The 19170-nt window shown below is 72.5% G+C and carries 16 protein-coding genes and 2 pseudogenes; 3 read left to right on the top strand and 15 right to left on the bottom strand.

The window, feature by feature from the left end; all coding sequences use genetic code 11:
* Positions 1-124: 124 nt before the first annotated feature.
* Complete coding sequence (locus O7595_RS09090) at positions 125-2524, bottom strand: polysaccharide lyase 8 family protein (RefSeq protein ID WP_269732427.1); 2400 nt, start codon at positions 2522-2524, stop codon at positions 125-127.
* Between the two features lie 404 nt (positions 2525-2928).
* Between O7595_RS09090 and O7595_RS09095 the strand changes: the two genes are divergently transcribed.
* Entirely contained in the window at positions 2929-3537 is a 609-nt protein-coding gene (locus tag O7595_RS09095) for a YceI family protein (protein ID WP_269728210.1), read from the top strand.
* Positions 3538-3618: 81 nt separating this feature from the next.
* Here the strand turns inward: O7595_RS09095 and O7595_RS09100 are convergent, their stop codons facing one another.
* The 5 genes from O7595_RS09100 to cimA all read right to left on the bottom strand — a co-directional run bounded on the left by O7595_RS09100 (position 3619) and on the right by cimA (position 8070).
* On the bottom strand, positions 3619-3894 hold the full coding sequence (locus O7595_RS09100) for a DUF2087 domain-containing protein (RefSeq protein ID WP_269728211.1): 276 nt from the start codon (positions 3892-3894) through the stop codon (positions 3619-3621).
* A gap of 73 nt (positions 3895-3967) precedes the next feature.
* Positions 3968-4483: a GNAT family N-acetyltransferase gene (locus O7595_RS09105; protein WP_269728212.1), complete on the bottom strand. Its 516-nt coding sequence runs from the start codon at positions 4481-4483 to the stop codon at positions 3968-3970.
* 274 nt (positions 4484-4757) lie between these two features.
* Positions 4758-5030, bottom strand: coding sequence for a DUF1876 domain-containing protein (locus O7595_RS09110; protein ID WP_269728213.1), 273 nt, complete (start codon positions 5028-5030; stop codon positions 4758-4760).
* Complete coding sequence (locus O7595_RS09115; protein WP_269728214.1) at positions 5030-6358, bottom strand: hypothetical protein; 1329 nt, start codon at positions 6356-6358, stop codon at positions 5030-5032. The genes O7595_RS09110 and O7595_RS09115 overlap by 1 nt, the downstream gene beginning before the upstream one ends.
* A gap of 86 nt (positions 6359-6444) precedes the next feature.
* Positions 6445-8070, bottom strand: coding sequence for a citramalate synthase (gene cimA / locus O7595_RS09120; protein WP_269728215.1), 1626 nt, complete (start codon positions 8068-8070; stop codon positions 6445-6447).
* A gap of 543 nt (positions 8071-8613) precedes the next feature.
* Between cimA and O7595_RS09125 the strand changes: the two genes are divergently transcribed.
* On the top strand, positions 8614-9300 hold the full coding sequence (locus O7595_RS09125) for a hypothetical protein (RefSeq protein ID WP_269728216.1): 687 nt from the start codon (positions 8614-8616) through the stop codon (positions 9298-9300).
* Between the two features lie 76 nt (positions 9301-9376).
* Here the strand turns inward: O7595_RS09125 and O7595_RS09130 are convergent, their stop codons facing one another.
* The 4 genes and pseudogenes from O7595_RS09130 to ureA all read right to left on the bottom strand — a co-directional run.
* A complete protein-coding gene (locus O7595_RS09130; protein WP_269732428.1) occupies positions 9377-9916 on the bottom strand; it encodes a TetR/AcrR family transcriptional regulator in 540 nt (179 codons plus the stop codon).
* Between the two features lie 155 nt (positions 9917-10071).
* A complete protein-coding gene (locus tag O7595_RS09135) occupies positions 10072-11091 on the bottom strand; it encodes an agmatine deiminase family protein (RefSeq protein WP_269728217.1) in 1020 nt (339 codons plus the stop codon).
* 58 nt (positions 11092-11149) lie between these two features.
* Positions 11150-12841: an urease subunit alpha gene (locus tag O7595_RS09140; RefSeq protein ID WP_269728218.1), complete on the bottom strand. Its 1692-nt coding sequence runs from the start codon at positions 12839-12841 to the stop codon at positions 11150-11152.
* A 290-nt stretch (positions 12842-13131) separates the two neighbouring features.
* Positions 13132-13806 (bottom strand): annotated as a pseudogene (ureA, locus tag O7595_RS09145) (urease subunit gamma); the annotation flags it as partial.
* A 268-nt stretch (positions 13807-14074) separates the two neighbouring features.
* Between ureA and O7595_RS09150 the strand changes: the two are divergent.
* Positions 14075-14716, top strand: a pseudogene (locus O7595_RS09150) (cytosine permease); the annotation flags it as partial.
* A 222-nt stretch (positions 14717-14938) separates the two neighbouring features.
* Here O7595_RS09150 and O7595_RS09155 read toward each other — a convergent pair.
* The 5 genes from O7595_RS09155 to O7595_RS09175 form a co-directional block, all read right to left on the bottom strand.
* On the bottom strand, positions 14939-16027 hold the full coding sequence (locus tag O7595_RS09155) for a branched-chain amino acid aminotransferase (protein ID WP_269728219.1): 1089 nt from the start codon (positions 16025-16027) through the stop codon (positions 14939-14941).
* 261 nt (positions 16028-16288) lie between these two features.
* Positions 16289-17329 (bottom strand): 3-isopropylmalate dehydrogenase, encoded by a 1041-nt coding sequence (locus tag O7595_RS09160; RefSeq protein ID WP_269728220.1) that lies wholly within the window; start codon positions 17327-17329, stop codon positions 16289-16291.
* 134 nt (positions 17330-17463) lie between these two features.
* Positions 17464-17610, bottom strand: coding sequence for a hypothetical protein (locus O7595_RS09165; protein WP_269728221.1), 147 nt, complete (start codon positions 17608-17610; stop codon positions 17464-17466).
* Between the two features lie 303 nt (positions 17611-17913).
* The gene (locus tag O7595_RS09170) at positions 17914-18471 is read right to left on the bottom strand and encodes a GNAT family N-acetyltransferase (protein WP_269728222.1); all 558 of its coding nucleotides are present in this window, start codon (positions 18469-18471) and stop codon (positions 17914-17916) included.
* Positions 18472-18895: 424 nt separating this feature from the next.
* Complete coding sequence (locus O7595_RS09175; protein WP_269728223.1) at positions 18896-19135, bottom strand: hypothetical protein; 240 nt, start codon at positions 19133-19135, stop codon at positions 18896-18898.
* Positions 19136-19170 lie beyond the last annotated feature (35 nt).

Consider the following 19170-nt stretch of genomic DNA (forward strand, 5'->3'; position numbering starts at 1 on the left):
TCCTGCCGTTGACTCCGTACAGTCTCGCGCCCGATCTGCTGTCAGCCCCGCACAGAACCATTTCGCACCACAGGCGAAGTACCAGTTGAACGGCCTGCCGTTTTGTCGTGGTCCAACAATGACGTCAGCTGATGGTCACCTCGCAGCCATGTACGACACCTGCCGTACCCGGAGCGATCCCCAACCGCAGGCGGCGGCCGGTGCCCAGCACCTCGACCGACGGAGCGGCACCCAGGACCCTGCCCACCGGGCGGTCCCAGACGAGCTCCAACGGCAGCCCGGTGCGCATGGGTTCGCTGATGTGGAGCGTAGCGGTCCGGCCGCGCCTCCGTACCACCACGCTCGCCGGCGACGTGACGGTGAGGGCACCCACGGTAGCGGCCCGCCAGAAGTTCGCCGCGGTCAGCCCGAGCGAGGGGACGGCGACCGATTGACAGATGTCCGAATTGTCGAGGACCTCCAGCCAGCCCGGGTCGGCCGCACGGGCCTCGACCGCCCGCCGGGAGGCCCCGGGCATCAGGATGTACCCGTAGGACGAGTTCACCGGATCGGTCCCGTGGTCCAGCCACAGGGTCTGGTAGTGACGGGTCCGCCGTTCGGGAGAGCTGGTGGTGTTGATGTCCCGCCACGCCCCGGTCCGTGCCTCGCGCAGGGTGCGCAGCCCCGACCCGCCGGGCCGCTCCGCGCGGTCGGCACCGGCCGGGCCGACCGGGAGGAGGACCCAGCCGCCGTGTCCGTCCAGATGAGCCCAGCGGCCGTGGCGCCCGGTAGTGAGGGCCGAGGCCGGGCGCTCGCCGAGGTTCCTGTTGTCGACGACCGTCTCCACGGGTACGCCGTCCGTGCAGGTGATCCCGGCCCCGAGGCAGATCACGGCGTCGGCGGCACAGAACCAGGACTTTCGCGCCTCCAGGGTCGAGCCGAGCCCCCTGAGGTGCTGGCCCACGGCCGCGTACTCGCCGTCGGTCGAGCCACCGACCCACTTCACGCCCGGTTTCGGCTCCCCCCATTCGCCGCCCTCCCGGTCGGCGAGGCGGCGGGTCGACACGGTCGTCCCGGGCAGCCGGTACCAGTCGACGGTCGGCCAGAACCAGTCGGTGTACTGGTCGCCCCGGTCGGAACCGGGCCACCAGTAGAGCATTCCGGCGCCGGTGTGCCAGCCGCGCGGGTTCTCCCCGTTGCCGCACTCGTAGGCCGAGATCCGCTCCGAGGACATGGCGATGCCGGCGGCCCAGCCGGGCCGGCGGTGGACGGCCCGGTCCATGGCGGCGAACAGCTTGTGTCCGACCGGCTCCGGCGCGGCGGGGACGGGGGCGGCGGCCACGGCGTGCAGTCGGGCAAGATCGGCCACCCCGAACTGGCGGTCGGTGAGGACGGGACTGACGGTGTCCCGTTCGATCCAGCCCTTGATCATGGACTGCCAGCGGGTGCGCTCGGCGGCGGGCGCCCCGTCCGCGAGCAGCGCGACGGCCGCGATGAGCGCGTGGCCGTGGAAGTGGTCGCTGCGCATGACCCGGCGGCCGTCGCCGGAGAGCAGGCCGCGGCTGATCGCCCGGCCGTTGACGCTGTCCATCATCAGACCGTCGTGGATCAACGGGGCGAAGGCGTTCTCGACGCTGCCGAGGACGTTGGCCCGGCCGGGGTCGGTGATGTCCCAGGCGGAGCCCGCGAGGAGGGCGAAGAGGCGGCCGAGGCCGTCGAGCAGGACCTGCCCGTACGTGCCGGAGTAGGCCACCCAGGTGTGCTGGACGAACGATCCGTCGGCGTAGAGGCCGTCACCCGTGGTGACGTGCGGGAAGACGGGAGACAGCGCGTCGCGGGCGAGGGCGATCCTCGCCGGCTCCGCGCCGTTGATGCCGCGCAGTACGACCGAGCGGCACAGATCGACCCGGTTCGCTCCGGTACTGGTGCCGGTGTAGGAGCCGAGCACGCTGTCCGGCACGAAGTGGTCGACGGCCGCGCACGCGGCGTGGCGCCGCTCGTGGGTGAGCTCGCCGTGGAGCGCCGTGACGATGTCCATCAGCAGGCGCGGGCTGCCGATCTGCCACTCCCACCAGTTCCCGTAGCGGGTGGTGGAGGGGTTGTAGATCCGCTCGGAGAGATGGTCGAGGCCGCGGACGACGTCGGCGAGCATCGCCGTGTCCCCGGTCGATCCGGTGCCCGGCTGGAGGCAGGCCTGTGCCATGGTCCACAGCCTGCTGTAGCCGGCCGTGATGCCGGACGGCGGGTCGAAGCGGAGGCCGGGGAAGAGGGAGTCCCCGGCAGGTGCCATGGAGTCGCGGAAGGTGCGGGCGAGGCGGCCGGTCTCCGCGAGCCGCGAGGCGTACGGCTCCGCGGCCGGGTCGTAGTCGGTGCCGAGCTGGAGTTCCAGCCAGCGGCGGCGCAGTGCGGCGTACACATCGTCGGCGCTGCCGCCCGCTCCGGCCGGGGTGCCGGACGCGGGAGCGGAGGCGGGAGCGGGCAGGGCCAGGGAGAGCGCGCCTGAGCCGGAGGCGAGCAGCAGGGCGCGGCGGGACCAGGCGGGCAGGGCGGGCAACGGGGCCTCCGGGAACGAAGTGACATGGTCCGGTTGGCAGTTGGCATAGCACCCGGGGAGGTCGGCCACAACGCCTCGATCAGGCCGTCGCCGGCGCCGCGGGGCCATGGGCACGGCCGTGACGACGGCGACCGCGCATGCGGTGCGAGGGCCTCTGAAGTGCGACCCGGGCGCTGGGTGCGCGCCGGGACGGGGTCGTCGGAGTCGCCGGCGCCGCCGGCCCGAGTGGCGCCGGGCGGGGCAGCAGGGTGCGGTCCCGGCGCGCGGCGAGGGGAAGACCCACGAAGGAAAGTTGAAATTTGAACGGGAATGCTTCTATGGTGAGTGTCGTTGAAGGTTCAACGAGTGGCCGGGAAGGCCACCGACCCGCCCGACCACGTCCCCGAGGAGCAATCATGGGCCTGTTCAACCGCAAGACCAGCGAGACCGCCCCCGCCGCCCCCCGCCCTGTGGACCCCGCACTGGCAGCCCTCACCGGCAAGTACGCCATCGACCCGGCCCACAGCAGCATCGGCTTCACGGTCCGCCATGCCATGGTCACGAACGTGCGCGGCACGTTCAGCGACCACGAGGGCACGCTGCACCTGGACGGTGCCGACCCGTCCCGCTCCACCGCCGTCATCGACGTCAAGATCGCCAGCATCGACACCGGCATCGGCGACCGTGACGGGCACCTGCGCAGCGGTGACTTCTTCGACGCCGAGACCTTTCCGGTGATGTCCTTCCGCTCGACCACGGCCGAGCAGCTCGGCGGCGAGAAGTACCGCATCAGCGGCGACCTCACCATCAAGGACGTCACCCGCCCGCTCTCCATCGACCTGGAGTTCAACGGCACGGCGACCGACGTCTACGGCAACGAGCGCGTCGGCTTCGAGGGCAGCGCCGAGATCCTGCGCTCCGACTGGGGTCTGACCTGGAACGCCGCGCTGGAGACCGGCGGCGTGATGGTGAGCGACAAGGTGAGGCTGAACTTCGACATCTCGGCGATCAAGCAGGCCGCCTGACGTCACCCGGGCTCGGCCGGCGAACCCCCGTCCCCGCGGACGGGGGTTCGGCATGGACCGCCCCCTCTCCCCCGGGTGCGGTCACACGGCCCGCCGGTAGGCGCTGCCGTCCCTGGCGCGGGTCAGCAGCCGGGCCTCGACCAGATACCGGCGCAGCGCCGAGCAGTCTTGGTGGACCGTCCGGATGGCGTCGTTGACCTCGCGCTCGGTGTACTCCCGACCCTGCTGGAACAGGGTCCGGGCGAGGTGGTCGAGCAGATGCCGACGGCGGGCGGCCTTCCGCGGGATCGCCGTCAGCCGGCCCCGGGAGAAGAGTGCGGACACATCCCGTGGACCGCCGGCTTCGTTGTCGGACATGCGCCGAAGCCTGATGCACCCCGCCCCGGCGGTGCAACGCGATTTCGCCGCCCCGCACTGCGTCCGCCACGCCCTACAGCGGTATCTCGATGTCGAGGACCGGGCCGGTGGCCCGGGCGGGCGGCGCGTCCAGGGTCTCCAGGACGTGGAGCATCGGCACATTGGCCGCGGCCACCGCCGCGGTCAGGGTGTGGTGCCCGTCCCGCCGGGCGACGTCGGCGGCATGGGCGGTGAGCGCCGTACCCAGCCCCTTGGACTGCCAGGCGTCCTCGATCAGCACCGCGAACTCGCCGACGCCCTGCCGAGCGGTGCGCATGACGTTGGTCATGGCGATGATGCGGTCCGTCCGCTGGGCGGTGGTGGTGACCAGGGTGGTGCCGCGCTCCGGATCGCACAGCAGCCGCCAGCCGGCCGCCGACAGTCCGGGCGTGCCCGCGTGGTAGCGCATGGCACGGCTGCCGGGCGAGCAGCGGTGGTGCAGCGCCTGGACCGGGCCGAGGTCGGCGGGGGTCGCCTCCCGCGTCCGGGTGGGCGTGCCGTCGGCAAGGGTGATCGGATGTCCGGTGCGGCGCGTGCCGGTTTCGGGCATAGGGGGCCTCCTCGCGGCCTGTACGGCGGAGTGCCGCAGACCCCCGTGCGGGCGGACACCCGTCTCGGCACAGGACAGAGTCTTTTGCGATCGCAAGGCCGGCTCAAGAGGGGTTCGCGCCATCCTGGCTACGCTTCGCACAGGATGCGTCACCGAACGGAGCTGGTCGGGAGTGGCGCGAAATCGGCCGGTGCAGCGCTCCGCGTGCCGGACGACGGTCGGCGCCCGGACGTTCCCGGGGCGCCACCGAAGTCGGGCCCGGGGGACCGGCGGCTCATCCCTCGCGGAGGCGGTGCACCTGCTCGCCGGTGCGGGACTCGATCTCCGTGGCCACCTCGTGGAGCAGGGAGTGGCTCACCCCGTTCAGGGCCCGCGCCACCGCCAGTTCATCACCGATGTGGGGGATGTCCCGGTCCGATCGATTGCGGTGGGCCGTGCCCTCACCGACGTACAGCTCGGCGTTCTGCCCCCGCAGGCGCGCCTCCGCCTGGGTGGTGCGGTCGCTCTCGGTGATGACGATCTCGACGTTCCATTTCTTGGTGCGCATCAGAAGCCACCGCCTCCGTCGAAGCCGCCTCCGCCACCCCAGTCGCCGCCGAAGCCGCCGCTGAAGTCGGAGGAGTTGAAGTCCGCGCCGGAGAAGTCGCCGCCCCCGAAGTCGCCGCCGCCGTACTCGGAGGCGTACGCCGGGGTGGACAGGGCACTGCCCAGCAGGGTTCCGGCGAGCAGGCCCGGCAGCAGCCCGCCGCCGAAGTAGCCGCCCGCCCAGGGCCCGTAGGCCGGTCCCGCCTCCCAGTACGGGCGCCGGCCGGACTCGGTCTCCACGGTGCGGGCCATCGGGTCGTCGCCGTCCTGGAGACGCGCCGCGTCGGCGGCGCACACGGGCACCTCACGAGGGGCGCCCGCCGCCGGGGTCCAGGTCGTGTCGGTCACCGAAGGTCCGTGGCGCGGGTCGAAGAAGCACGGGGCGCGGCGCTCCGGGAGCGGGGCGCCCTCCCTGCGTGCGGCGAGCACCGCGAGGGCGTAGCGGCCCTCCTCCAGCGCCTCGGTGACGACCCTGACGTCGTGCGGGTGCTCGGCGGCCGCCATGGCGGACTTGGCCTCCTCGTAGGAGTCCAGGGCGCGTTCGTAGTCCGCGCGCATCGAGTCGTCCGCGCCGGGCTCGGACGGGCGGAAGTCGAGCCGGTCCAGTTCCTCGCCGTAGGCGGTGATGTCCTCGTCGACGACCACCCGCAGCTTCTGCAGCGCGGCCCGCTCCTCCTCGGCCTTCCGGCGGCGGCTGCGGCGGACCACGGCGTAGGCACCGGCCGTGCCCGCGACGAGGACGGCGCCGATGGCGATCAGCGAACCGGTCCCGGCGCCGGTGGGGTCGGCGCCCTCGCTCCAGGAGGCCGGTGCGCTGCCGCGCACGGCCGGGAGCGCCTGGTCGACGAAGTTGCCGAGTTGCGTGGCGGCGCCGGTGCCCGGGGTGTTCACCCCGGCGACGAGATTCCGCACGGCGTTCCGCGGCAGGACACCGCCGTCGGCGCCGGCGTCGAAACGGTCGCCGAGGCGGATGCCGTACAGCCCGGTGATCCCGGTGGCCGTGCGCAGATCGCGCAGCACGCTGTCCGCGGGGAACTGCGGGCTCTCGGGCAGAACGGCCACGAACACGGGTTTGTCCGCGTTCAGGATCCTCTGCTCGAGGGCCTTCTCGTCGGCCGGGGAGAGCTGGGAACGGGCGGCCGGGTCGACGTAGACCGGGTCCTGTTTCAGTGCGGCGGCCGCGTCGGAGATGCCCGTGGTTCCGGCGGCCGCGCCGGGAACCAGGGCCAGCAGCAGAAGGAGCGTCAGCCCGGCGAGGGCAGACAGCAGGGAAAACGGCCTGGTCCTCATAGCATCGAAGCTACCCGAACGGCGCGGAATAGGACATAGCCCCCGGTGGGGGCACCAGGGGCCGTGGCCTCGTGACGGACCCGCGGCTACTCCGCGGGCTCGACGCCCGCCCTCAGCAGTCCGTAGGTGTACGCGTCCTCGAGGGCCTGCCAGGAGGCGGCGATGATGTTGTCGCCGACACCGACCGTGGACCATTCGCCGGTGCCGTCGCCGGTGGTGACCAGCACCCGGGTGGTCGAGCCCGTGCCGTGCCGGCCCTCGAGGATGCGGACGCGGTAGTCGACCAGCTCCAGCTTGGCCAGCTGGGGGTAGATCCGCTCCAGGCCCACCCGCATCGCCCGGTCCAGCGCGTTGACGGGACCGTTCCCCTCGGCGGTGGCGACGATGCGCTCGCCCTTGGCCCACAGCTTCACCGTGGCCTCGTTGGCGTGGCTGCCGTCGGGCCGGTCCTCGACGATCACCCGCCAGGACTCGGTGCGGAAGTACGTGAGCGCACGGCCTTCCGCCTCCGCGCGCAGCAGCAGTTCGAAGGAGGCGTCGGCGGCCTCGTACGTGTAGCCGCGCAGCTCGCGCTCCTTGACCCGCTCGACGACGCGGCCGACGAGCTCCCGGTCGCCGCCGAGGTCGATGCCGAGCTCCCGACCCTTGAGCTCGACCGAGGCGCGGCCGGCCATGTCGGAGACGAGCATCCGCATGGTGTTGCCGACCTGCTCGGGGTCGATGTGCTGGTAGAGGTCGGGGTCGACCTTGATCGCGGAGGCGTGCAGTCCGGCCTTGTGGGCGAAGGCGGAGACACCCACATAGGGCTGGTGGGTGGACGGCGTGAGATTGACGACCTCGGCGATGGCGTGCGAGATCCGGGTCATCTCCGTCAGGGCGCCCGGCGGCAGCACCCGCTTGCCGTACTTCAGCTCCAGCGCGGCGACGACCGGGAAGAGGTTGGCGTTGCCGACGCGCTCGCCGTAGCCGTTGGCGGTGCACTGGACGTGCGTGGCACCGGCGTCGACGGCGGCGAGCGTGTTCGCCACGGCGCAGCCGGTGTCGTCCTGGGCGTGGATGCCGAGGCGCGCGCCGGTGTCGGCGAGGACGGTGGCGACGACCGCCTGGACCTGGGCGGGGAGCATGCCGCCGTTGGTGTCGCAGAGGACGACGACGTCGGCGCCCGCTTCGTGGGCGGTGCGGACGACCGCCTTCGCGTAGTCGGGGTTGGCCCGGTAGCCGTCGAAGAAGTGCTCGCAGTCGACGAAGACGCGTCTGCCCTGCGCGCGCAGATGGGAGACGGTGTCGCGGACCATGTCCAGGTTCTCGTCCAGGGTCGTGCGCAGCGCGAGTTCCACATGGCGGTCGTGGGACTTGGCCACCAGGGTGATCACCGGGGCCCCGGAGTCCAGCAGCGCCTTGACCTGCGGGTCCTCGGCAGCGGTCGCACCCGCGCGGCGGGTGGCGCCGAAGGCGACCAACCGGGCGTGCTTGAAGTCGATCTCCTCGCGGGCCCTGGCGAAGAACTCCGTGTCCCGGGGGTTGGCACCCGGCCATCCGCCCTCGATGAAGCCCACGCCGAACTCGTCGAGGTGCCGGGCGATGGTCAGCTTGTCCGCGACGGTGAGGTTGATGCCCTCGCGCTGCGCGCCGTCGCGCAGCGTGGTGTCGAAGACATGGAAGCCGTCGTCGAGGACCGTGTACCTATCGGTGTCCGTGGCCTCTGTGGTCATGGCTGTTGTGACTCCTGTCGGATGAGTGGCTCCGGAAGCTCTGGCTCCACTTGCCCCCATCTTCGCGCGCCTCGGTCTCCGGCCGGGGTGGGGCCGCAAAACGAAAAAACCTCTCGCGGGTGCGAGAGGTCTGCGCGCGGGTCTGGGGCACGGTGCCGCTGCCGCGGGGGGGGTTGCTGTCCACGGGTCAGCGGTCACTGCGGACCGGCGCGCTGCTGCCGATAATCATGGCGAATGCGAGCACGGTGGCAGTCTGCCACATATGCGTGCCAGCATGGACAGGAGTCTCAGTATGCGGGCGGTGTTCCGGCCGCAGGCGGTATTCGGGCCGGGCCCCGGCACCCGATCGGCGGGCGGGGGGCCGCCCGGCCGAGTGGTAGGGGAATCCCCATGAGCTCACAACCCCCGACGGGTCCGCCCTCAGGCCCCGTCCCCCGGCCCTCCGGTCCGGCCCCCGGGCCCCCGCCTCCTTCGGGTGGCGGGACTCCCCGCGGAGGCTCGCGGCGCAAGCGGGCGCTGATCGCCGGGGGCGCGGCGGCGGCGGTGCTGGCACTCGTCGTCGTGCTGGTGGTGTCGCTCGGCGGCGACGGGGACGGCGGCGGGAGCGCGGTCTCGCCCGCGCCCACCGACACGAAGGCCGCCGAGGCAGCGGCGCACGCCGTCGCGACGCGGGTGGCCCTCACGCCCCCGGACTGGGGAACCGGGTTCACCCAGCACAAACCGTACGAGGTGGATCCCGCACCGGAATCCCTGGTGCGGGAGAACTGCGAGTTCGCCAGTCGCCCCAGCCGCATCGGCACGCTGGCCTCGCTGCAGCGCAACGTGACCGAGGCGTCGTCCGGCATCGCGGGGACGTCCGAGGTCAAGGTGTTCACCGACGTGGCCACGGCGAAGCAGTACCTCGCCGACGCCCGCGACAACATCCACCGCTGCCCGGAACAGTTCCGCGGCAAGGAACGCTGGAACGGTGTGCGCGAGGCCAGCCCGCCGCCGCTGTCCGGCTTCGACGAGTTGGTCTCCGAGGAGGGCCGTCAGGTCGTCTCGGCGGGCGGGGCCAAGGTGAACGATGTCTACGTCATCGCCACCGGCCGGGACGGCCGGAACGTCCTCAGCGCCTACGTGGTCGGCAAGGCCGAGCTGGACGCGCAGATCCAGAGGTACGCCGCCGACTCCCTGCAGAAGATGCACCAGCGCCTCGAACAGCAGCCGAAGGCCGCGGCGGGGCGGTGACGAGCCGCCGCGGCGCCCCGTGCGCACGCCGCCACCGCGCGGACACGGCGCGGGCGCCGTGGGCTTCGCACGGCGGTCACGGGAGAAGCGACTCGGCGATGAACTCCTCGACGTGGGTCAGGACCTGGGCCCGGCCGGTACCCGGTATACCGACGGCCACGTGCACGCTAAAGCCGTCCAGCAGCGCGCGCAGCCGGGCGGCGTAGCGGTCGGGGTCGACGGCGCGGAACTCGCCCCGCGAGATGCCTTCGGCGAGCAGGGCGACGAGATCGCGGTGCCAGGCGCCCTCGATGGCGGCCTGCCGGGCCCTGGCGTTCTCGTCGGCGTTCCGCGAGCGGTTCCAGACCTCCAGCCACAGCGTCCAGTGCGGGTCGCGGTGGCCGTCCGGGACGTACAGGTCCACGTACGCGGCGAGCCGTTCGCGGGCGGCGGCCGGCCGGGACAGCAGCGCGCTCCGCTCGGCACCCAGCCTGCCCTCGCTCCACTCCAGGGTCCGCAGCAGCAGCTCGTCCTTGGTGCGGAAGTAGTAGAGCAGGTGGCCGCTGCTCATCCCGACGTCGCGGCCGAGCCCGGCCATGGTGAGCCCGTCGAGCCCGTGCTCGGCGATCGTCGCCATCGCCGCGGCGAGCACCTCCTCGCGGGGTGGTGCGGTGTTGCGGCGTCGGGGGCCCGATGGAACGTTCACCCGTACGTTCTACCCGATCCCCCGGCCGTCAGGTGGCGGCCCCCCGGGCGGATCCGCGGCCGGCGCCCCGGCGGCCGGGCACGGGGTCAGACCCGCGGCTGCTGCTGGGTGACGCAGTGGATCCCCCCGCCGCCCGCGAAGATCGTGCGGGCGTCGACGAGGGTCACCGTCCGTTCCGGGAAGAGGCGCCGGAAGACGCCTGCCGCGATCTCGTCGTTGGAGTCGTCGAAGGAGCACAGGACCACTCCCCCGTTGCAGAGGTAGTGGTTGATGTAGGAGTAGTCGACCCACTCCCCGTCCTCGTCCTTCAGCACGGTCGGCGCCGGGACCTCCACGACCTCCAGAGCGCGGCCGCGGGCGTCCGTTCTGCCGCGCAGGATCTCCGCGTAGGTTCTCGAACGCTCGTGGTCCGGGTGGGCCGGGTCCTTCTGGCTGTGCACGAGCACCACTCCCGGCCGGGCGAACGCCGCGACGATGTCGACGTGGCCCTGCGTGCCGTACCTGCCGTAGTCGCCGGCCAGGCCGTGCGGCAGCCAGATCGCCTTGCTCGTGCCGAGTTTGGCGTGGATCTCCGCCTCGACCCGCTCGCGCGTCCAGTCGGGGTTGCGCCCGGCACCGAGCTGCACGGTGTCGGTCAGCAGGACCGTGCCCTCGCCGTCGACGTGGATCGCGCCCCCCTCGTTGACGAGCGGCGAGGAGAGGACGGGGGCGCCCGCCAGGTCGGCCACATGGCGGGCGATCTTGGAGTCGTGCTCCCAGCGGGCCCAGTCCTGGGCGCCCCAGCCGTTGAACACCCAGTCCACGGCGGCCAGCCCGCCCTCGCCGTCGGTGACGAACGTCGGGCCGACGTCCCGCATCCACGCGTCGTCCAGCTCGCGCTCCACGATCTCGACGTCAGCGCCGAGCAGTTCGCGCGCTCCCTCCGTCTGCCCCGGTCCCACCACCATGGTGACCGGCTCGAAGCGGCGTACGGCGCGGGCCACGGAGGCCCAGGCGGCACGAGCCGCGGCGAGTTCCCCGTCGTCGCGGAAGGTCGGGTTGGGCCCGGGCCAGGCCATCCAGGTGCGCTCGTGCGGGGCCCACTCGGGCGGCATACGGAACGTCATCACAGGTCCTTGTGGAGAGGGTTCGGAGCAGAACTCGGTGGCTCGGGGCTCGGGCGGCTCAGAGGAAGTACAGACGGTTCAGGGACATCGACTCGACCGGATCGGAGCGGAGGGGATCCCCGTCGAGCGTGACGAGCCCGCTGTGCGCCTCCACGGCCACGTCGCCGACGCGGGAGTTGAGGAGCAGGTCGCGGGGCCCGATGCCCCGGGTGCCGCGTACCCCGACACGGCGCCTGCGGGTGGGCATCGTGTCGCCCCCGATGGCGGCCGCGGCCTGGGACACGAAGGCCACGGAGATCTCGGCGGGGGTCGCGCCGTGGGCACCGAACTGCGGCCCGAGGACGAGCGGTTCACAGGTGTCGGTCGCCGCGTTCGGGTCGCCGGTCACCCCGTACGCCGGGAAGCCCGCCTTCAGCACCAGTTGCGGCTTCGCGCCGAAGAACTGCGGCTTCCACAGCACGATGTCGGCGAGCTTGCCCGGCTCGATCGAGCCGATCTCGTGCGCAAGACCGTGGGCGATCGCGGGATTGACGGTCAGTTTGGCCATGTAGCGCAGGACTCGCGCGTTGTCGTCGTGCGCGCCGTCGCCCTCCATGGGGCCCAGCTCCGCCTTCATCTTCCCGGCCAGGGCGAAGGTGCGCCGCACGGTCTCGCCCGCACGGCCCATGCCCTGGGCGTCGGAGGAGGTGATGCCGATCGCGCCGAGGTCGTGCAGCACGTCCTCGGCCCCCATCGTCCCGGCACGGATCCGGTCCCGGGCCATCGCCGCGTCGCCGGGCAGGTCGGTCTTGAGGTCGTGCACGGAGACGATCATCCCGTAGTGCTCGGCGACCGCGTCCCGACCGAAGGGCAGGGTGGGGTTGGTGGAGGAGCCGATGACGTTCGGCACGCCCGCCATCCTGAGCACGTTCGGCACGTGTCCCCCGCCGCAGCCCTCGATGTGGAAGGCGTGGATGGTCCTGCCCTCCAGCACCTTCAGCGTGTCCTCGACGGAGAGGCACTCGTTGAGGCCGTCGCTGTGCAGCGCGACCTGGACGTCGTACTCCTCGGCCACCCGCAGGGCCGTGTCGAGTGCGCGGGTGTGGGCGCCCATGTCCTCGTGGACCTTGAAGCCGGACGCGCCGCCCTCGGCGAGGGCCTCCACGAGGGGGGCCTCCCCGGAGGACGAGCCGCGCGCCAGGAAGCCGATGTTGACGGGCCAGGCGTCGAAGGCGCCGAAGGCGTGCCCGAGCGCCCAGGGGGAGTTGACGCCGACGCCCCAGACCGGGCCGAACTCCTGCCCGATGATCGTCGTGACGCCGGAGGCGAGCGACGCCTCCATCACCCGCGGCGAGAGCAGATGGACATGGGTGTCCACGGCACCCGCGGTGGCGATGAGCCCTTCGCCGGACACGATCGTCGTTCCGGTGCCGACGACGACCTCCACGCCGTCGAGGGTGTCCGGGTTGCCGGCCCGGCCGATGCCGGCGATGCGGCCCTCGCGGAGGCCGATGGACACCTTGCGGATGCCCTGGACGGCGTCGATGACGAGCACATTGCTGATGACGACGTCGCAGGTGTCCCGGACGGCGGCCGCCTTGAGGTGCAGTCCGTCACGCGCGGTCTTGCCGAAGCCCGCGAGGAACTCGTCCCCGGGCTGCTGCGAGTCGGACTCGACGCGGACGACCAGGCCGGAGTCGCCGAGGACCACCCGGTCCCCGGCGCGCGGGCCGTGCACGCTCGCGTACTCGTGCGGATCGATGCCGGTCACTGGTCCTCCTCCGGCCGGCAGGGCGCCTGCTGCCGGGATTCCCGTGGTGCGGGGCGCCGGTGGGCGGAATCGTGCGGGCCGGGTTCCCCGGGGGCCTCGTCCTCGGGCGTTTCCCCTGGAGCCTCGTCCTCGGGGGCCTCGTCCTGCGGACCGGTCCCGTGCTGCGCGGCACTCCGCCGAACGGCCCTGCGCCGAGCGGTCTCCCTCCGAACGGACTCCGGGACGGCGGACTCCCCCTCGGCCCGCTCCTGCCCGACGGCGCTCCGGTCGAGGGTCCGCTGTCCGCCGGTGGCCCCGAGATAGCCGCAGGCGGCGGCCCTGTGCAGGGCCTGAGCCTTCGCTCCCGGAGCATCCAGAGGGCCGTCGACCAGGCCCGCGAAGCCGATCGCGACGCGGTCACCGCCGATCGGCACGAGCCCGACCCGGACCTCGTCTCCGGGGCCGAAACGGACGGACGAGCCCGCGGGGACGCAGAGCCGCATGCCGTAGGCCGCCGCCCGGTCGAAGTCGAGCCGGGGATTGGCCTCGAAGAAGTGGAAGTGGGAGGTGACGCCGACCGGCACGGCCGCGGTGTTGCGCACCGTGAGCCGCACCGCGGGCTCCGGCTCGGGGTCCGCCGGGCCGGGCAGCACTGCGCCGGGCGCGGAGTCGCCGAGACTGCCTCCGCCGATCGGGTCGGAGACGACGGCCAGCCGTGATCCGTCGTCGAAGACGGCCTCGACGTGGATCTCGGTGACGACGTCGGCGACGCCGGGGAGGACGTCCTCGGGGCCGAGCACGGAACGGGCCGCCTCGATGGCCTCGGCGAGCCGACGGCCGTCCCGGGCCGCCTCGCAGACCGTGTCGGCGATCAGCGCGGTCGCCTCGGGGACATTGAGCCTGAGCCCTCGGGCACGCCGGGCCCTGGCCAGTTCGGCCGCGCCGAACAGCAGCAGCCGGTCCCGTTCGGTCGGAGTCAGTCGCACGTCACCACGCCTCCCTGAAGGCCGCCAGGCCCTCGCGCTGGATGCACCGCACCGGAACCCTCTCATCCGATACCAGATGTTCGAACGACACTCTAACCCCGACTTCAGAGCACGGGAAGCATTGACGAGCAGATGAAACCACGGCCACATTGAGCATCACTCAAACCATCCCCGACGGAGCAGGGAACCTGACGCCGATCGAACAGCGCGGAGTCCACACCGCTTCCCGATACGGAGCGGACGAGCGGCCCCCGCGATCTGGTGGCGATCCGTCGTCGGCGCGGTCTTCGGCTGCCGACTGCTGCTGCGGATGAGCAGGGTCCTGTGCGTCGGCATGACCGTGCTCCTCGCCCGGGCCTCGCCGCCTACGTACCGGAACCCACCACGGCGGCACCGGCGGACACCCCGTACCTGCCGCGCTCCTTCCGGCCCACCCGGGCCCTGTCCGCCGTGGCCGCCGGGCTCCGCGGTCCGATCGCGTTCGTCACGCTCCTCGGCGACTGCACCCGCTGCACCTCGCCACGGCGGCACAGTCCCCCGGGCCGTGCCGAACGCCACCTGTCCGGGCCTCTTCGCCGGACTGCTGATCCCGCAGTTGTTCGGCACCGTGACCGCGCCGGCGGTCCGGGCCTCGGCCGGCTGCGCCGGGCCTCTGGTCGACGCCGCCCCCGCCTGGTACGTCCTGCCGCTGCTGCCGGCCGCCACAGCCGGCTCGGTCGGCAACGCGGGACTGATGCTCTACTCGATGGGCCTCGACCTCGACGCGATCGTGCCCCGGGCCGACCGCACGAGGGCCACCGTGATCGTCGCCCTCGTGGCCACGGCGTTCGTCTTCCCCGGGCACTTCGCATGGGACGCGCGGTCGGCGATGACCTCGTTCGTGCTGCTGCTCACCGCGTTCGGCACGCCATCAGGCCTTTCGGGTGCCCGGGCGCCCGGACCCGCAAGCCCGTGCGGCGCTCCGGGCCACCGCACGGGCCCGGAGAGCGGTGCGGCAGCAGCACCCGACCGGGTGCCGGCGCCGACGGGCAACGGGAACCGCGCGGCCCGGACGGGGGCCGCGCGGTTCCCGCGGTCGGTGTGGGCGGTGCGGGGCGCTTCCCGCACCACCGGACCCGGTGGGGTCGGCGGCTCAGCCGAGCTCGTGCATCCAGCCGTGCTCGTCGGCGGCCGTGCCGGTCTGGATGTCCAGGAGCGCCTTGCGCAGCTCCATCGTGACCTTGCCCGGCTCGCCGTTCGACTGGGTCCACTCACCGCCGGTGGACTTGACCGTACCGACGGGCGTGATGACGGCGGCCGTGCCGCACGCGAAGACCTCGGTGAGGGTGCCGTTCTCGGTGTCGCGCTTCCACTGGTCGGTGGTGATCCTGCCCTCCTCGGACTCGTAGCCGAGGTCGCGGGCGAGCGTGAGCAGGGAGTCGCGCGTGATGCCGGCGAGCAGCGATCCGGTGAGTTCGGGCGTGACGATCCTGTCCCCGTACACGAAGTACAGGTTCATGCCGCCCATCTCCTCGACGGTCCGGTGCTCCAGTGCGTCGAGCCAGACGACCTGGTCGCAGCCCTTGGCCGCCGCCTCGGCCTGCGCGAGGAGGGAGGCGGCGTAGTTGCCGCCGGTCTTGGCGAAGCCCATGCCGCCGGGGACGGCGCGGACGTAGTTCTCCGACAGCCAGACGGAGACGGGCTTGACGCCGCCGGGGAAGTACGGGCCGGCCGGCGAGGCGATGACGATGAACAGGTATTCGTTGGCCGGACGGACGCCCAGGCCGACCTCGTTGGCGAACATGAACGGACGCAGGTACAGGGAGGCCTCCCCGCCGTGCGCCGGGACCCACGCCTTGTCCTGCTGGACGAGGGCGTCGCAGGCCTCGATGAACGTCTCGACCGGCAGCTCCGGCATGGCCAGGCGGCGGGCGGAGAGCTGGAAGCGCCGGGCGTTCGCGTCGGGCCGGAAGGTGGCGACCGAGCCGTCGGGCCTGCGGTAGGCCTTCAGCCCCTCGAAGATCTCCTGCGCGTAGTGCAGGGTCATGTTGGCCGGGTCGATCGACAGCGGGGCGTACGGGGTCAGCTGTGCGTCGTGCCAGCCGCGACCCTCCGTCCACTTGATCGTCACCATGTGATCGGTGAAGTGGCGGCCGAATCCCGGATTGGCCAGGATCGCCTCGCGCTCCGCGTCGGACAGGGGGGTCGAGGAGGGCTTGAGCTCGATCGAGGGCGTCGTCATGTCTGCGTGTCCTTCACCGTTTGTTTGTGACGGACCGCGCTCACGTCTGTACGTCTGCTCGCCCTGCGTACTGCTGTACCAGGACGTCCGAGCTTCCCCGCATGGTGCGGCCCCACGTTCGATTATCGCAGTGCGTGGGGGCCGGAACGGAACAGCGTGGGCTGCGGCCCATGGCTTGATGGTGGCACCCGGAGGCCGCAGAGGAGAAGCCGCCGGGTGCGTGTGCGACCCGGCGGCTTCGAGGTTTCGAGAGTCGAGGGGTCAGCCCGCTACCCGTACGGCGAGCGCGTCGCCGATCTCGTCGGTGGTGCGGGGGCCCCCGTCCCGCTCCGCCAGGTCGGCGGCGACGGCGTCCTCGATGCGGACGGCCTCGGTCTCGTGACCGAGGTGACGCAGGAGGAGGGCGACGGACAGGATCGTGGCCGTGGGGTCGGCCTTTCCGGTGCCGGCGATGTCGGGCGCGGAGCCGTGGACGGGCTCGAACATCGACGGGAATTCACCCGTCGGGTTGATGTTCCCGGAGGCGGCCAGGCCGATACCGCCGGTCACGGCGGCGGCGAGGTCCGTGAGGATGTCACCGAAGAGGTTGTCGGTGACGATGACGTCGAAGCGCTCGGGCTGGGTGACGAAGAAGATCGTCGCGGCGTCGACGTGCAGATAGTCCGTGGTGACCGCGGGGTACTCCCGGGCGACCGCGTCGAAGATCTTCTTCCACATGTGGCCCGCGTGGACGAGGACGTTGTTCTTGTGGACCAGCGTCAGCTTCCTGCGGGGGCGGGCGTCGGCCCGCGCGAACGCGTCCCTGACGACCCGCTCGACGCCGTACGCCGTGTTGACGCTGACCTCGGTGGCGACCTCCGCCGGCGTGCCGGTGCGCAGGGATCCGCCGTTGCCGGTGTACGGGCCCTCGGTGCCCTCGCGGACGACCACGAAGTCGATCTCGGGGCGGCCGGCCAGCGGGGTCGCGGTGTTGGGGAAGAGCTTGGAGGGACGCAGGTTGACGTAGTGGTCGAAGGCGAACCGCAGCTTGAGCAGCAGCCCCCGCTCCAGGACGCCGGACGGCACGGACGGGTCGCCGATCGCTCCGAGGAGGATCGCGTCGTGCTGCCTGAGGGAGTCCAGTTCCGCGTCCGGGAGGGTCTCGCCGGTGCGGTGCCAGCGCTTGGCGCCGAGGTCGTACTCCTCGGTCTCCAGCTTCACGTCCTGAGGAAGCACGGCCGAGAGGACCTTGAGGCCCTGGGCCACGACCTCCTGGCCGATGCCGTCACCGGGGATCACTGCGAGATTGAGGCTGCGAGACATATCCGCACCGTACTCTCCGTCCCATCGGATGACACGGCATGTCCATCATGCGGACGCGTCGCACGGGTCGCCGCCCGGCGCCAGGAGGTCCGGTGGGGCCGGTGACCCCCGGGCGCCACCGGCCGGGTCTCCGGTCAGTGGCCGGTCTCGCCGCCGTTGTCCCTGCGGTCGAGGGCGCGCTGCAGGGCGGCGGCGGCGTTCGCGGCGGCGCTCCTGCGGTCGGACTCACTCACGCGGGGCGTGTGACGGACGCGGCGGCGGAGGAGGGTCTGCTCGGGCATGGTCGACTCCTTGAGATCGGGAACGATCGAAGGCGCCGGAAGGGGCGGGGAGCGGGCCGCAGGGGTTGCCTGCATCGGGGCTCCGGCTCGGCCGCCATTCGCTGGATCGAGCGAGACGTTCGGCTCCTACAAAACTAAGGGAGCGGGGCCTCGCTGTCTCCACAATTAGTCGGACTTCCTACTATCTGAGACGCGATCTTGAAGATCCGCTGGTGGGGCGGCACGCCCGGAAGCGGCCAGGGGCACCTCCGGCGAACGGACGACGAAGGGGCTACTGGGCCCGCACCCCTGGCGGGTGACGGGTCAGAGCACGTCGCCGTCCCGCCAGTCGAAGAGCAAGGAGGCCGCATCGGGGTCGGGGCAGGGGCGTCCGGGCGGCTGCCGGAGGAAGGTGGAGTCCTCCTCGTCCGGGAGGGGGACGACGCCGTCGGGGCCCAGGGTCCCGATCCGGCCGCGCCACAGCCGCCAGCCGCGGGAGCGGTACAGTTCCGCGCCGTCGTCGGACGCCGAGAGCGCGCCGAGTTCGTACGCCCCGTCGATCACCCTCTCCAGCGCGCCCATCACCCGCCCGCCCAGCCCCTGGCGCCGGCGGTCGGCCCGGACGGCGACCGCCTCGACATAACCGACGCGGTACGAGCGTCCGCCGTGCACCACCCGGCGCATGATCACACTTCCATGGGCGGCGAGGCCGTCCCGGTCGCGGATGAAGGCGTGGACACCGCCGAGGCCGTGGGACCAGTCGTCGTCGTCGAAGTCGCCGTCGAAGGCGGCGTCGAGCAGGGCGCGGATCTCGCCGAGGGCGGCTTCGGACAGCTGATAGGTGTGGGCCGTGCGCAGCGACCCGGTCGTGTTGTCCGTCATGCGGGCAACTCTGTCAGTCCCGGGCGGCCCCGCTCCTTCCGAGGCCCGCACTGGCGTCGGTAATCCGCCATCTCCGGGGGCGGGTCGGGCCCGCCGCGCCGCCGCGCTCCGAGCCGCCGCACGGGGCGGGGACGCCCCGGCCGATCCGAGCTGTGCGCGAACGGCCGGGCCCGCCGCTCCGCGAGCACGTCGGAGCGGTCGGGCCACGAGCGGGCGGCGACCGGAACGTACGGAGTCACGGGGCGCCGCTGTCCGCCCGCGAGTGCGGGTGCGAGGACGGGGTCCTCCGCCGCGCCGCGAACCGGCGGCGCGAACGGGCCGGACCGGGCCGGAACCGGGCCGGAACCGAGCCGGATCCTGGGCCCGGGATGAGGGCCCGTGAGGGGGTCCCCGCTCCGCGCGGCGCGCTCCGCTGCGCCGCGTCCTACCGGGAAGTGGCCTTCTCCAGCTGGCGGGCGACCCGCCCCACCCAGTCGGTGAACTCCTCGCGGTGGTGCGCCTCACCGCCGCGCAGCGCGCTGACCTGCGGATCCGTGAGGCGGTCAGGTCCCGCCGCCGCCAGGAGCCGGTGCAGCTCCTTCATCACGGAAGCGAGTCGTTGCGCATCGGAATGCTCGATGGCGTCGACCCCGTGACCGGGACCGAGGGTGGTGGAACCAGGCATGACGTGCCTCCTCGCGCGGGCCCCCTCCCCAGCAG

The organism is Streptomyces sp. WMMC940 (assembly GCF_027460265.1).
Lineage (GTDB): Bacteria > Actinomycetota > Actinomycetes > Streptomycetales > Streptomycetaceae > Streptomyces.

Bases quoted from the DNA above. Each gene is read 5' to 3' on its own strand.
- O7595_RS09110 (WP_269728213.1), bottom strand. From the start codon at position 5,030: ATGCGCACCAAGAAATGGAACGTCGAGATCGTCATCACCGAGAGCGAC.
- O7595_RS09170 (WP_269728222.1), bottom strand. From the start codon at position 18,471: ATGACGGACAACACGACCGGGTCGCTGCGCACGGCCCACACCTATCAG.
- O7595_RS09105 (WP_269728212.1), bottom strand. From the start codon at position 4,483: ATGCCCGAAACCGGCACGCGCCGCACCGGACATCCGATCACCCTTGCC.
- O7595_RS09165 (WP_269728221.1), bottom strand. From the start codon at position 17,610: ATGCCCGAGCAGACCCTCCTCCGCCGCCGCGTCCGTCACACGCCCCGC.
- O7595_RS09155 (WP_269728219.1), bottom strand. From the start codon at position 16,027: ATGACGACGCCCTCGATCGAGCTCAAGCCCTCCTCGACCCCCCTGTCC.
- O7595_RS09095 (WP_269728210.1), top strand. From the start codon at position 2,929: ATGGGCCTGTTCAACCGCAAGACCAGCGAGACCGCCCCCGCCGCCCCC.
- O7595_RS09115 (WP_269728214.1), bottom strand. From the start codon at position 6,358: ATGAGGACCAGGCCGTTTTCCCTGCTGTCTGCCCTCGCCGGGCTGACG.
- O7595_RS09130 (WP_269732428.1), bottom strand. From the start codon at position 9,916: ATGGCGACGATCGCCGAGCACGGGCTCGACGGGCTCACCATGGCCGGG.
- O7595_RS09160 (WP_269728220.1), bottom strand. From the start codon at position 17,329: ATGTCTCGCAGCCTCAATCTCGCAGTGATCCCCGGTGACGGCATCGGC.
- O7595_RS09100 (WP_269728211.1), bottom strand. From the start codon at position 3,894: ATGTCCGACAACGAAGCCGGCGGTCCACGGGATGTGTCCGCACTCTTC.
- O7595_RS09135 (WP_269728217.1), bottom strand. From the start codon at position 11,091: ATGACGTTCCGTATGCCGCCCGAGTGGGCCCCGCACGAGCGCACCTGG.
- O7595_RS09175 (WP_269728223.1), bottom strand. From the start codon at position 19,135: ATGCCTGGTTCCACCACCCTCGGTCCCGGTCACGGGGTCGACGCCATC.
- cimA (WP_269728215.1), bottom strand. From the start codon at position 8,070: ATGACCACAGAGGCCACGGACACCGATAGGTACACGGTCCTCGACGAC.